A 13,466-nucleotide genomic window follows, 5' to 3' on the forward strand; every position below is an offset into this window, starting at 1 on the left:
GAACAAGGACACCGATTATGGAACTCGAAGATCACCGCATGCTCGCCAAGCGCCTGGACCTCTATCACATTGAGGAGAATGCGCCGGGCATGGTCTACTGGCATCCGGCCGGCTGGCGGATCTACCGCGCGCTGGAAGATTTCATCCGCGCAAAGATGCAGGCCGCGGGCTATGAGGAGGTGCGCAGCCCCGCGCTGCTGCCCCGTGAACTCTGGGAGCAATCCGGACATTGGGAGAAGTTCGGCGAAAACATGTACTCTATTCCGCGCCCGGAGGGCCGGGACCTTGCATTAAAGCCGATGAGCTGCCCGGGCCATCTGCAGATCTTCAACTCCAAGCGCCGCTCCTGGCGGGATCTCCCCGCACGCTATGCGGAGTTCGGGCTGTGCCACCGCGATGAGCCCTCCGGCTCGATGCACGGGCTTATGCGCTCGCGCGGCTTCGAGCAGGACGACGCCCATGTAATCTGCCGACCCGAACAGGTGGAAGCGGAAGTGGCCCGTTTCGTGCGCCTCCTGAAGGAGGTCTATGAGGCGCTCGGCTTCCCGGATTTCGAGGTCGCCCTCAGCCTCCGGCCGGAAAAGCGCGCCGGCAGCGAGGCGGACTGGGATGCGTCCGAAGCGCAGCTGCTCTCAGCCGCACGCGCCGCGGGGCTGGAACCCGGCATCCTGCCCGGAGAAGGCGCCTTTTATGGGCCCAAGCTGGAATTCGCACTGCGCGACCTGCAGGGCCGCTCCTGGCAATGCGGCACCATCCAGCTCGACATGGTCCTGCCGAGCCGCCTGGAGGCGCGCTACGTCGGCGAGGACAGCGCTCTGCATGTTCCGGTTATGCTGCACCACGCGGTCCTGGGCAGCATGGGCCGCTTCATCGGCATCATGCTGGAACACCACCGCGGCCGCCTGCCCTTCTGGCTGGCACCGGAACAGGTTGCGATCCTTCCGATCTCGGACGCGCAGGCTGAAGCGGCCGAGGCGGCCTATGCCGCAATGCGCGGCGCCGGGCTACGGCCGGTCATGCTGAACGGGGGCGAAAGCCTGCAGCGGCGCCTGGTTGATGCGCATGAGCGGCTGATCCCCGTGCATGCCGTTATCGGAAAGCGGGAGGCTGAAGTGGGACATGTCATGCTGCAGGATTCCAGCGGCAAGCGGGCAATGCCGCTTGAAGACGCAATCCGCGCGCTCAAGGAGCTATTGCACTGATCGTCGGCAGGAGCGAGTGCTATTCCTGCCAGTTCTGGAACTGCATCCACTTCCGCTGCACCGCGTCTGCAGTGGAAGTGGCCATCGCCCCCGCCCGGTCAGAGAGGAACTGCCCCATGCCGGCCCAGTCGACCGCATCCATCTCGAAGCTGCGAACATCTTCCAGATCCGGAAGCGTGCTCATGGCACGATCCCATGCCTCACCCGGCGCACTCATAGCAGTTTGCCATATCACCTCGCGGGGCGGCACCTCCAGGCTGCAGACCGTCAGCTGCTCCTCCGAAGGAGTGGCGGATGGGTCGAAAAGCTGCTGCAGCTCGGTCATATCGATCAACGTCTGACAAAGGTCTTTGATTTCAAGCGCGGTCGCCGTAGCGATTACGGCCGCACCATAGATGGGGATCGCCTCACCCGGCATGGAGACCACTTCGCGCACCGCGGTCCGCTTGGCCCTTTGAGACACCCGCTCCGCGACTTTACCCGCAGCATCCTGCACCCTCTTGCGGTTCGCCCTGGATACGGCCAACAGCTCAGAAGCATCCGCAAGCTCTGAGCGCAGCTCGCGCTTCATCTGGCGCTCGGCAAGAAGGTCGGCATTGGCTTGCGCCAATCCTGATTGCGCCTCGCGCCGAAGCCTCCGCTCTTCGTTCAGATGCGCATGCACGGTGGCGATCTCATCCGCTTGGCGGGCGGCCAGGGTTTTACGGCCGGACACGAGCTCTACCGCCGAGGCGGCCAACCCATAGACGGATGAGCTGAAAAACAGGGCGATGTTCAAAAAAAGGGAGAACGCCAGAAGCGCGGGCGCAATCAGCCTGCGCAGGAGGCGCAGAGCGCTTTTCAAGGAACCCATCTCGAAATGCCTTCTCAACTATAGATCATCCAGCGGACAGCCAGCCTGACAGAACTAAACAAGCGGCAGCCTTCCAAGGTCAACAGCCCGCGCACGATGACATTTTGAACCAGCCATGCCTTACACAGAGATCCGTATAGATGGTTATGATCGCCCTGTGAGACATTTACCGGCAGCAAGAGAGATATATCAGTCCGTCGGGATTGAAAAATGTCTCACACAGCGTACATTAAACTCCATAAGGCTCACTGTGTAGGACATGGCTATGGATAACCGGCGCATCAACAATACCTTTCCAGATGCCCTCAAACCGATCCTCCGGCAAGTCGGATCGGACATTGCTGCGGCCCGAAAGGTTCGGAAGATCACCCAGGGCGATATGGCTGAGCGCCTGAATGTCGCGCGCGGAACGGTGAGCCGCTTGGAAAAGGGCGACCCCCGCGTCAGCTTTGGCACCTATGCCATGGCCGCCTGGATCATGGGTCTTGAGAAACGTCTGCTTTGTATTTTCGACCAGGAGGAAGATCCTGAGTTCCAACGCGCCGCGCGTCTCGGGCTAGGCCAGCGCATCCGCCCGCCCGCTATGAAAGACATGGGCGGCCTCGATTTCTGAAGGGGAGCTTCCAATGGAGCATAAGGCAATTGTTTTCATCGAACTGAACGGTCAAACCGTGCCGGCCGGGATGATCCGGATCATTGAGGATGGACGTTTCAGCGAGGCCACCTTTGCCTATGGCAAACGCTACCTGGAACGGGCGAATGCTATCGCGATCGATCCGGTACAACTCCCGCTGACGGACGACCTGATCGGCGCGCCAGCAGATTTCAGCCTATTCAATGGAATTCGCGATGCTGCTCCGGATGCCTGGGGCCGCTCTCTCATCGACAAATACGTGCTGCGTCGCTTGAACCGGCCGGCCATGGAAGCGGAGTTTCTCCTCGCCTCTCAAAGCGGCACCCGCGCCGGTGCGTTGCGGTTCGGCAGCAATCCGAGCGGACCAGGTCAGGTGCTGCCTTTCCACCTCCCCGAGTTCTCTCCCAGCTTGGGAGATCTGGAGCAGTTTCAAGCGCTCGTCGACCAGGTTGTCAGGGATCAGGCACATGAGGCGCCCGAGCCCTTAATGGACTTCATCGCCCCAGGCTCCGATATGGGCGGTGCTCGCCCCAAAGGCACCGTCATGATTGATGACTTTCCCTGGCTCGTGAAATTTGGAAAAGAAGGAGACCGCATTTCCATGGCGAGCGCGGAGGCGGGCTGCCTTGATCTCTGCGAAATGGCCGGTCTCGAAGTTTGCGAGCGGCGCATCGAGACCATTGCCGGACGGCCCGCCCTGATGCTCAAGCGTTTTGATCGATACCTCGATGACGCCGGCGCGCTTCACAGCAAGCATATGATCTCGTCCCTGACGCTGCTCGGCGCCCATGAGCTGGACCGCAGCGCGTCCGGCTACGCGGATATCTATGACGCCTTTCGCGCCCGCGGCGGCAGCACCAGCCGCAAGATCGGCGAGGAGATCTTCCGCCGCATGGTGATGAATGTCCTCTGCGGCAACACCGATGATCATTACCGCAATCATGCCTTCCTTTACGAGGACGGCAAGGGCTACGTGCCAAGCCCGGTCTATGACGTGACCCCCTCTCTTCAGGTCAGCAGCTCCCGAGCAATGTTCCTCCACCTTGGCCGTGCAGGATCCGGACGCAATGCGACGCTGGAAGCGGCGGTAGCTGGGGCGGAAAGCCTCGGCCTGCACCGTGATCAGGCGGAAGCCATTGCCAATGAGCTGTCAGAGATGGTTGCCGCAAACTGGCGGCAGGTCATGGAGCGCCGCGGCTGCAGCGCGGAAGACATCCGCATGATAGAGAACTCATTTTCGGAGGCCGGGAAACAGGTCGCTCTGAATCCGGATGAGCCGAGCTTCTGAGCAGAAAACCTCGCCTGCAAATGCTGGCGAGTACGGCACAGCCCTTCAGGTTCCGAAGTCGAAAAGGCGTGATGAGTATCGCTCGGCAAGGCAAGAGATGTTGGCACCGCAGGCGTTTCGGCGTTTCAGCCATTCACGCTGGGTGTTTAGAAACTCTGAGGCGCGCGGTCCGTCCATATTGGCCCGGAACCGGAAATAGAGAGATGCCATCATTCTGTCCATCGGCCAGAGATCCCTCGAGGAGCAGATTGTCCGCTCAGTGAGGGTTGCGGCCTTGCCGCAATCGTAGCTAGGCCCGTTGACAAACGTTGGAAGCCCCTGGTCGCGCAGGGACTTTTCGTTGGCAAGGCACCACCGCGGCAGTCCTTGCCGTTCGAGATTTACCTTTTCCTGCTCTACAAAAAGGGAGAGCTTGCTGGCAAAAATTTCACCACCAAAGATCTCGTGGCCTTTCTGCAAATGCCTTTTGCCTTCGGCTTCTATTGCCTGTGCATCCAATCCCAGTAGATCGGCGCAGCTATTGGACAAACCAATGTAGGACATAACTTTACCAAGGATCATGTTTGGCGTAGCACGGTCCTGCCAAGGGGTAGTCTGAAAGCCGTCCTGAATGGAAACCCTGAGATCAAAGACCTGGGCAATCTCCGGGGTGATCATCCTCATCTCATCCGGCCCGGCAATCGTGAAATACCGGATAGCCTCAATCGGCAGGCCCAGTTCATTGAGATAGGCGCCAATCTCCGCGTTAGCGACCCCGGATTCCGAGATCACCGCTGAACCATTGGCCTCGATCGAAGATCGGTATGCCGCATGGACGCCGATTTGGGCGTTCGGAGACATGTAGGAGCGAGCTCCGGATATCCAGATTATGGCGCAAATCGAGTAGCAGCCGCCCTGATCGAGGACCAGCGTCGTGAACCCACGCATGGCGATTTCGGCACCAATCGAAAGACCTTCCCGCACCACGCCGCCGGGCGAGTCAAGAAGCACAGAGACTCTGGTCGCGCCTTCTGTAAGCCGATAGAAATTCTGGGCATCACCCTCTTCGATGGGGCCCTTAATGAGAATAAGTCTCTGCCCCTCAACGAGACCTGGCAAGCTTTCCATATCCGCTGCGCTGACGTTTGTCAGGGATGACACGAACAGAATAGCAGGCGCAAAAAGACGGAATAGGTGTTTGATCATGGCTTCAAGGGGTGCGTTTTCAATTACCCAGTTGGCGCATGACGATACAAGATGATCCGCATCCGGCAAGGCTCAAAGGCAACAATGCCAATGCACCCAGCAATCAGAGAAGTGGAGCCGGATGGACCTATGGCTCCAAACCATCGCCTGCGGCCACCCTCTCCGGCGCCGGAGGCTCGCCATTGAGGTTGCGCACGCTGCTGATCAGGTGCGGATCTGCCCCCAGATCGAGCTTTCGGGGAGCGGGTGATCGAACTCCCGGCTTTCAAATGGAAAATGATTAACCTCATCAAGCTTCAAAAGACCTCTGAAGAAAAGTTCGCGTACCAGGAGCAGGCTCTTATTGAGGCAGTCGATCAGTTCAGAGACATGAATGTCGCGAAACCCAATTAGAGCAGGCCACCCGAGCCGTTGCTAGTCGGCAGCTTCAGGTGGCCTGATTAAAGTCGCTACTTGGTGCAGTCGGCCTTGAAGATGACCACCCCGGTAAATGGGTTGCTTTTAACTCTTGAGACCTTCAAGGCAAAGACTTCCCCCTCAGCTGCAATCGGGAAGATTGCCTGGTGCTCCAAGTAGGTTGAATATTGGCTCTCATTATAATGGATTGGGCTTGGAGACATTACTTTCGGGGCACCACTCAGAGACCAAAACGTCAGGTGGCCAATGTCATTAAACGGCATGCGACTGTGGTTGCGGTAGCCATAATCACCCGCGTAGTCCAAGCCGTCGACAGCGACATACTCAAAGGGATCTGCTCCCGCCGCGTTCAAAACGGTCTCATCGTATTCCCGCCTGAATTTTCCGCCAGAGTAACTGTAACGGGCAAACTGGGCACGCTCCTGGGACAACCCTCTGAATGCACTTGTGGTGAACAGCAACACTTTTCCGTTTCCTGCGAGGGCAACTTCTCCGACCAGCCATTCATATCCCTGCCCGTTGTACCCGGTATTGGGGGCAGCCTGATAGGCCCAGATTGTCTGTATCAGCTTCCACGTGCCGGACGTTTTTCTGTAGACGGCAACCCCTTTCCCCCCAGGGACACTCTTGTCGATGATCCGGACTGTAACCACGTCGCCCTGCTCATTTACGGTCATCCCTCCCGGTCGGTAATCGAAGACGCCCACATCACTTTCTGCCTGAGGGCTGACGTCCTTCCCGTCAACGAATTTTTCCAACGACCAGTCCCCATTGGCCGGTGTTGACATGACGTAGTAACCCTTTGTGTGATGGCGGGGCGCATAAACGCCAGTTGAGCCATCTCCGCTGATAACCAAATGACCCCACGCTTGCCCATTCTCTTTTGGCAGGAAAGAGGCTTGTCCACTGCCTGTTCGCTTCCAGCCGGACCCGTTGTTGCGGTAGGTTTCATGCCCGGCGTTCAGCTTCAAAAGCCTCAACTCTCGGCTATCCGCGGTGAACGCCATGCTGCTTACACCCCCCATCGTTCCGGCAGGCAAGCTGAATGAATCAACTACCGAGAAATTGCCTCCGCTATCTCGTTTTAGAAAACGCAAGGTGTTACCGCCGCCCGAATGCACAGCAGCGATATACTCACCGCTCGGCGAGATTGTGTGCTGGACGTACCCAACAAGCATTTGCGCCTCAACGTAGTTGCGATCATCCGGCGCGCAGCTGCATTCCTCAATCACGAGGTTTGCATGCTCATTTCTAAGGAAGGAGTTTTTGCCAACGGCCCATTCCGTGCTGGACCGCACCGGGATCATCACGGTGCTTTGCCCCTGGTTCTTGACGATCTTGCAGAAACCATGCCGGTCGATCCGCTCAGACTGCTGACGCGCGATGGACACCGTACCGTCCTGACTTGCCGCGGCGGCAGCGCCTGCGGAAAGCGCAAATATCAGCGCCCCCGCAATCATTGAAAACAACCTCATCTCCACCTCCAAACATGAGAAATCCGCATTTTCTACAACCCATAGTAGCGTAGATTGCGAAAATCTAAACATAGTAGCGTTTTTCAGCTCCCCTTACTTAGCGTCAACCTGTGCGCATCATGCTGAATTCCGATGCCCTGCAGATGTGAATTTCCCTTTTGAAATATGCGAATTTCTATTATCCTGATGTCAAATTATCTCATGAGAATGTGTAGAATGCCTGACTGGATCGTGCCCGAAGCCATCGAAATCCCGTGGAAGACCTTCTCTGGCGGGGAATGCATTTGGCAGATTGACGAAAATGATGACTGGAAATTCACATATTTTGTCATGAAGCACCCCCACACTGGGAAGTGGGTGAGCAACCTCAGCGAAGGGGTGGACCACGAGACCCCGGCCAGCGCGGTTCTGGAGGTCAAGCAGCATTTCACGCGCTGCATCAACCGCTGCCTCGCGTCGCGCCCTCTGGAGGAGTTCCTGGACGAACTGAAGCCCGGTCTCATCGAGGCCATGGGAAGCGAACAGGCGGCCGCTGTAACGGAGGCACTGAAGGTCGAGGCGGCCGGTGCGGCCAGTTTCCAGGTTCGGGAGTTGCCCTGGCTCATGACGCGAGCAGGCAACATGATCACACGCGGCGGCCGGGAGTTCCCCTGGCCATTCACCTACCTGGCCGTTCGGAAGGCCGATCACTGGAAGCTCGACGATGGCGAGCCGCGAGCAACGCGCTCAGAGACGCAGCTGGACGCGCAGCGCCATTTCGAAGCGCGGATCTCCCGGCTCACCACCGGCCCGCTGGAGCACGAAATGCGCGGCCAGCTGATCGAAGCGGCCAAGGAGGGCCTTGAAAGCCTGCTTGCTGCTATCCAGCAGACCTATGGTCTAAAACTAGAAAAGCTCGCGCCCGGGCTGGATGTGACGGCCTCCTGAAAGCAGCGGGGCGGAACTTATTCGGCCCGCCTGCCCTGCGCAGCGTGCCAGCTGCGGTACCCGCAGGAACGCGCTACGGCTTCCAGGTGCGCGATGTGGCCTTGCGCCACGCCTTTGATCAACCTCTCCTCAAGGCGTTTGATGACACTCAGTACGTGATCGGACAACACCTGTGGAGGTGACACGCTGAACTCGTAGTCTCCTTCAATCGGGATTGTCTCTCCGTTCAGGGCCAGCAAGCCCTCCCCCTCCCGCATCGACCGGCAGCTCACGGCAGCATTCTGACTGCAAGCATCACGCATTTGGATGTAACAGTCTTCGCTCGAGACCTCTGGCAAGCAAGCCGCCGGGATGCGCAAACACGTGATCATCGCGTAGCTTCCCAAGCTGCTGAGTGAATTTCTCATTCCCCCCAAGAAATTGATGGTTCCATGAGATAGAAGCACTTCGTCAATAATGAAAAACGCCCCCTTCGGCAGACGGCTCATGACATGGGGATAAAGGTGATCAAAAGCAGCAGCCGCTTCCGTAGTAAGTTTGGTCAAGACGGGGATGAGAATGATCAGGCAGGCAATGCTTCCATCCTCCAAACTGGCATCAATCAGCGCCTGCAGATCGACACTTTGGTCAAATTCGATCTCACGCAAATCAATGACCCTGACGTCTGCCTTGTGCCAACGCTGGACGACTCTGGCGTCCGCGGTAATCATCACAATCCGGCGCCCATTACGCGCCGCAGAACGTGACGCACCATGCACCAGCTCGTTCTTGCCGGACCCGCAGCACCCGCTTACCCAGGTGAGTGGCGCATCAACGGAGATCCGCCCCTTGAGGTTGCTGCGGTTGTTCACCTCGAAGACGCCTGTCGCGTCTTCACAGAGAGCCTGGCGGATCGCTATGGCCGCGCGATCAGGCCGGGCGGGTTCTGCTTGCAGACACCGGGCCGCGCACTTGATGGCGTTATTGGAAAGGGTCAGTTTACCCCGATTGAAGTAGGTCATCGGAAGCCTATTTTCGTCCTGCTGTACTGGTCCCGGCGGGCGATCGGACTGTCTCTAAGGCTTCAGTTCGCATCGGTGCTCGATGGCCAAGCTGCAAACGGGAGCTCCCGGGGACCGGCTGTCTGGCCTGAGCCAATCCAAAATAGCAAAACGTGGCTCTCGAGGGAAACATTTTCGCACTTCAATTTTCTCATTCTCCACCCGCCTTACATGGAGGGCGCAGGCTCCTCTTCGGAAGCGAAGCTGGTCTCGCGCAGAACAGTCCCGTCAAAAGCCTGAATGCTCAGCGCATCGAAATCCAGTCTCTCAGGCCAGGAGCGCAACAAACGCGCGACGCCTTTGTCTTCATCAGTCACCTCCTCATCCAGTCGCATGGCCGAGGACACGCGAAACAGCTCCTCAAGCTCCCCTTCATTCTCCGAGTAGCGCAGCACCCGATCATGATTGCCGTAGGTGCCGATCAGCTGCGCACCAGGCAGCGGCGGGCGATCATCCAGCTGAATACGCTCCGGAAAGCTGCCCGGAAGGACCGTGTCCATAGCCACGGCGATCGCACAGCCCCGGTCCCGAAACGCAAGCAGGAGTTCGATCGCCAGCCTCACCTCAAGGGGGCTGTCGGCCGCGCGCGAAAAGCGTTCGTGGTCGATGATCAGGCGGACCACATCATGCAGTCTTTGATCATCCGCGCCTTCCAGCCAGGTCAGCGGATCCGGACTTTCCCCGGGCTTGGCGATCTCCGAAGGACGCAGATCCACCAAGGGGTCAAGGCGCCTGGCCAGTGCCGGAATGCAGCGGTAAATGGTCCACTCTTCGGTGCTCCACGGCACGCCCCCCTTGAAGAGACCGCTATCGGCGAGGGTTCGGCAGGCCTGGAGAAGCTCCTGGGCCATCTCTTTGCGCCCAAGCTCCTGGAAGGCCGCGGTGCGTTCCCTCTTCCTGCGCATTTCGGCGCGGGTTTTCGGTGAGAGAATTTTTCGAAAGTCCATGTGTCGCGCCCTCTTGATGCCTCGATTGCGGAGAATGGTTCAGAAAAGAGCTGTTTGCCGCGCCGCCCTTACATGGCGGGCGCAGGCTCGGACTCGGCGGTGAATTCGCGTTCACGCAGAACCGTGCCGTCATACGCCTGAATGCTGAGTGTCTCGAAGTCGAGCTCACTGACGGAAACCCTCCGCATACGCTGTGCAAAGGCCTCATCCTCTTCGGACAGCTCTTCGCCCAACCGCAAAGACTCGGCCACCCGGAAACCCTGCTCAAGCTCAGCTACCGCCTCGGCGTATTGGATCACCTGGTCATAGCCACTGGAATAGGAGGCAATCAGCTGCACACCAGGCAGCGGCTCGCGCTCATCCGCCTCGGTCCGCTCCGGAAAGCTGCCCGGAATGACCGTATCCATTGCCACGGCGATATCGCAGCCCTGCGAGCGGGGATCGAGCAAAGCTTCGGCTGCGGCCTTCACCGTCTCAGGACCGTCGTAGGCGCGCCGTAAGCTGGCGTTGGCGATGATCGATTTGATCGAGCTCAGCAACTTTTCATCATCGCCATCTTCGATCCAGGTGAGCGGGTCACGCTTCTCCTCAGGTTTGGCGATCTCGTCGGCACGCAGCTCGAGCGCCGGATCCAGCCGCTTGGCCAGTGCCGGAATGCAGCGGTAGATCGCCCATTCATCATAGCTCCAGTCAGGCGAGCTATGGAAAAGGCCGCTGTCAGCCAGCGCGCGGCTCGAAGCAATGAGCGATGCGGCCATGCCGGCGCGGTCCTGTGCCTGGAACGCCATGCGCCGCTCTCGGCGCTCCTGAATTTCCATCCGGGATTTCGGGGAGATGATTTTGCGCAAGTCTACCATGAGGACACCCTCTTTCTTTGATTTTCACATGCCCAAACCGGGCGTCTCTTCGTTTCTTGGCTCCCGGCCGAGCATCGCTGCCGCCTTCTCGTGGATCTGACGGCCGAGATCGTCATTGGCCATTGCAAAGCGCTCCATGATGGCCTCCAGCTCCTCCTCGCCAAACCGCGGAGCAGCAGGTTTTGGCGGGTAGATGCGGGCCATGATCTTCCGTTGCTCGCTGTATGGAGGCGCAGATCTCTGGCGATGCTTCATCATCTCGTCTGAATGCTTAAACGTCAGCTCGATCCCGGAAACGCCCTCATCAACAAGACGCGCCTCAATCTGGCGGGACACCCGCAGCTCATCATCCCAGTCCCAGATATTGTCCGGCCAGATATCCCGCGCCGTCAGGCGCCGGTTGTGCAGCGCAACCATGTGATCACTCCTGAACCAGCATGGGCGCCTGCTCGGCAACCTCTGGCTCAAACTCCATATCGGCGAGCATGTCGGTCTCGATGTAGCTCTCGTAGGACCAGTCGTTCTCCTGATCATCCATGTCCAGAAACGGGTCCTCGCCGTGCCGCCACAAGATCCGACCAGAGGACATCGTCGTCTCATCCCAGTCCTGCGCATTGCATTTGATGAGATGCGGAGCGATCCGGAACATGGCCTTTTCCAGCGCAGGATGCACCTTCAGCATCTCGCTTTCATAGCGCATGGAAATCCCCATCCCCGTGTCGCCGCAGTCGAAATCCACGACCAGGCTGCGGCCATACTGCTTCATGGCCACCCCCATGGCCTGAAATAGATCCGAGGGCGTGTGAACGTCGAACATCAAGGCCATTTCGCGGTCGACAGACTGGTACTTCTCGCGCTTCACTTTCGCTTCCGCGAAGATCAGATCGACCTCCGCCTCGGTCACCTGCCGGAAGCCATCAGGAATTTCCGGACCGGTCCCTTCCGGGAACCACTTGATGCACCGGATCTTCGGATCCTTCAGGACTTCCTCAAAGTCCGGCGCCGAAACGATAACATTGTCCAGCTCGCCATCCGGGCGCACTGTCCAGCAGAAGCCAAAGGCGCGTAGCGCAGCCAGTAAAAGGGTCGATTGCTGCCCGTCCTTTTCGATTTTCACAGAGCTGGCCATGCCAAATTCACGTGACAGCATCTCCTCCGGATGGACCGGGAACGCAATGGCATTGATGCGCGCCTGATCGGCTGTATTGGCAACCTTCGGGCGACTGAAGCCTTTGGCCTGAGGCTGGATCCAGCCCTCCGGTTGATTGCGCCCTGAGAATGAAAAGCCAGTGGGCCGTTCAAAAGGAAATCCCATCGGGCTGACCGCCCCGAATTCTTGCCCAATGGCCCGATATGCCTTCATGCCGGCCAGGTACTCCGCGCGCCACTGCTCCATGAGCTCCTTGGGCCGACCTTCTTCAGCAATAAGATAAACCCTTTTCATTACGTGATCCTCGTGAATTCTGGCCTGATATGCGTGTTTAAGAAACGATGCTCTCACGGTGCGAAAAAGGCAATTACCGCATTGCGCGTATCTACCGCCTTGTCCTATTCAGTCTAGGGTGTCGGCATCTCTGCTCCCGCCTGATCCCGCGGCGGAGCTGGCTGCGGTGGATGGTTCATCCACTCCCTGGATGCGGTAATGAGACCGCAGGGTACAGAAACCTGTTTGCCGCCTTCAAGAACCGTGCATTTAGCCTTGGGAAGCCAGAGCCGTTCTCCGTCAGAGAACTCCACCAGCAGCCCCTTGCCGCTCCTGCTGACACCCAAGGCTGTCCCGATCTTCCTGGCCACGCCGGCCAGTTCAAAGAGCAGCCCGCTGCGGGCTGAGCGCAGCTCTGCGATTGTCTCCCTGCCAACGCCTTTGAGGCGGGCTGCTTTGCGCCTCATCGCAGACCCTCCCTGACACATTGATGCTATCGAAAGCGGTCACACCATCAAAGTCACCATGGCCTTGACTTGGGTCGATGAAGGCTATCTCAACTTGAGAAACTACTCTGAAAGGTGTGGGGTAATGTCTCGTTTGTTCTTAGTTCGATTAACTATCGTGCTTTTTTTGCAATCCTTTGCCATATCGGCGGCAGCCTCTACGGCGGTTTGTGAATCATTAGCTCAAAAAGCAGTGGAGGAGTTTACCTCTTTCGGAGAACACAATCTGCAACGCGCAACCGAGAGCGTGCATACCATTGTGATTTCCTACCCGGACCATGTTGTGGGCCGAGTAATTATCAGCTTTATGGACTTTTCGCCGACGGCCAATAGAGAATTACTTGAAATAGTTTCAGTAAAGCTCTTTGAGCGCAGTCCATATGGGCAGCCCGGCGATGATCGGGTAGTGCAGTTACGACAATCGGGCATAGCCGATCCAGAGAATGGAGTATCACACATGTCTCGTATACCCGTAAATAAATCAGAGCTTATTGTGATTTCGGATTGGAGTGCCGTACGCACTTGTGCGGTCCAGATTACAATCATGTCTTACGAGGATAAATTGGAAACCGAGTCGGCCATTTTTTCAATATCTGAAGCACTTCGGAGGCGGTAAGTGCTTTCTTAAATTTCAGTGTCTGCCAACTGACCAATGTGGGCAGTGGCCCGACACAAATCTCCTTTTGCGTGCATCCTTACCGCAACACCTGAA

The 13,466-nt window shown here is 58.1% G+C and carries 13 protein-coding genes; 5 read left to right on the top strand and 8 right to left on the bottom strand.

The window, feature by feature from the left end:
• Positions 1-17: 17 nt before the first annotated feature.
• Positions 18-1,202: a threonine--tRNA ligase gene (gene thrS / locus AB9K35_RS16815; RefSeq protein ID WP_369927855.1), complete on the top strand. Its 1,185-nt coding sequence runs from the start codon at positions 18-20 to the stop codon at positions 1,200-1,202.
• Positions 1,203-1,221: 19 nt separating this feature from the next.
• Here thrS and AB9K35_RS16820 read toward each other — a convergent pair whose 3' ends face one another.
• Positions 1,222-1,980, bottom strand: a complete 759-nt coding sequence (locus AB9K35_RS16820) for a hypothetical protein (protein ID WP_369927857.1) — start codon at positions 1,978-1,980, stop codon at positions 1,222-1,224.
• Between the two features lie 334 nt (positions 1,981-2,314).
• Between AB9K35_RS16820 and AB9K35_RS16825 the strand changes: the two genes are divergently transcribed.
• Positions 2,315-2,668: a helix-turn-helix domain-containing protein gene (locus tag AB9K35_RS16825; protein WP_369927859.1), complete on the top strand. Its 354-nt coding sequence runs from the start codon at positions 2,315-2,317 to the stop codon at positions 2,666-2,668.
• Positions 2,669-2,681: 13 nt separating this feature from the next.
• A complete protein-coding gene (locus AB9K35_RS16830) occupies positions 2,682-3,977 on the top strand; it encodes a type II toxin-antitoxin system HipA family toxin (RefSeq protein WP_369927861.1) in 1,296 nt (431 codons plus the stop codon).
• 45 nt (positions 3,978-4,022) lie between these two features.
• On the opposite strand, the gene AB9K35_RS16835 is transcribed toward AB9K35_RS16830, so the two are convergent.
• Positions 4,023-5,162: an ATP-dependent Clp protease proteolytic subunit gene (locus tag AB9K35_RS16835; RefSeq protein ID WP_369927862.1), complete on the bottom strand. Its 1,140-nt coding sequence runs from the start codon at positions 5,160-5,162 to the stop codon at positions 4,023-4,025.
• A 449-nt stretch (positions 5,163-5,611) separates the two neighbouring features.
• On the bottom strand, positions 5,612-7,054 hold the full coding sequence (locus tag AB9K35_RS16840; protein ID WP_369927864.1) for a hypothetical protein: 1,443 nt from the start codon (positions 7,052-7,054) through the stop codon (positions 5,612-5,614).
• A 216-nt stretch (positions 7,055-7,270) separates the two neighbouring features.
• Between AB9K35_RS16840 and AB9K35_RS16845 the strand changes: the two genes are divergently transcribed.
• A complete protein-coding gene (locus tag AB9K35_RS16845) occupies positions 7,271-7,981 on the top strand; it encodes a hypothetical protein (protein WP_369927866.1) in 711 nt (236 codons plus the stop codon).
• 17 nt (positions 7,982-7,998) lie between these two features.
• Here AB9K35_RS16845 and AB9K35_RS16850 read toward each other — a convergent pair whose 3' ends face one another.
• From AB9K35_RS16850 to AB9K35_RS16870, 5 genes are all read right to left on the bottom strand, one after another.
• Positions 7,999-8,982: a hypothetical protein gene (locus AB9K35_RS16850; RefSeq protein WP_369927867.1), complete on the bottom strand. Its 984-nt coding sequence runs from the start codon at positions 8,980-8,982 to the stop codon at positions 7,999-8,001.
• Positions 8,983-9,188: 206 nt separating this feature from the next.
• Positions 9,189-9,968, bottom strand: coding sequence for a hypothetical protein (locus tag AB9K35_RS16855; RefSeq protein WP_369927869.1), 780 nt, complete (start codon positions 9,966-9,968; stop codon positions 9,189-9,191).
• Between the two features lie 68 nt (positions 9,969-10,036).
• Positions 10,037-10,825, bottom strand: coding sequence for a hypothetical protein (locus AB9K35_RS16860; protein WP_369927871.1), 789 nt, complete (start codon positions 10,823-10,825; stop codon positions 10,037-10,039).
• Between the two features lie 24 nt (positions 10,826-10,849).
• A complete protein-coding gene (locus tag AB9K35_RS16865; protein ID WP_369927873.1) occupies positions 10,850-11,242 on the bottom strand; it encodes a hypothetical protein in 393 nt (130 codons plus the stop codon).
• A 4-nt stretch (positions 11,243-11,246) separates the two neighbouring features.
• The gene (locus tag AB9K35_RS16870; protein ID WP_369927874.1) at positions 11,247-12,269 is read right to left on the bottom strand and encodes a hypothetical protein; all 1,023 of its coding nucleotides are present in this window, start codon (positions 12,267-12,269) and stop codon (positions 11,247-11,249) included.
• 570 nt (positions 12,270-12,839) lie between these two features.
• Between AB9K35_RS16870 and AB9K35_RS16875 the strand changes: the two genes are divergently transcribed.
• Complete coding sequence (locus tag AB9K35_RS16875; protein ID WP_369927876.1) at positions 12,840-13,370, top strand: hypothetical protein; 531 nt, start codon at positions 12,840-12,842, stop codon at positions 13,368-13,370.
• The last annotated feature ends 96 nt before the right edge of the window (positions 13,371-13,466 follow it).

It is taken from the genome of Leisingera sp. XS_AS12 (genome assembly GCF_041224635.1).
GTDB lineage: Bacteria > Pseudomonadota > Alphaproteobacteria > Rhodobacterales > Rhodobacteraceae > Leisingera.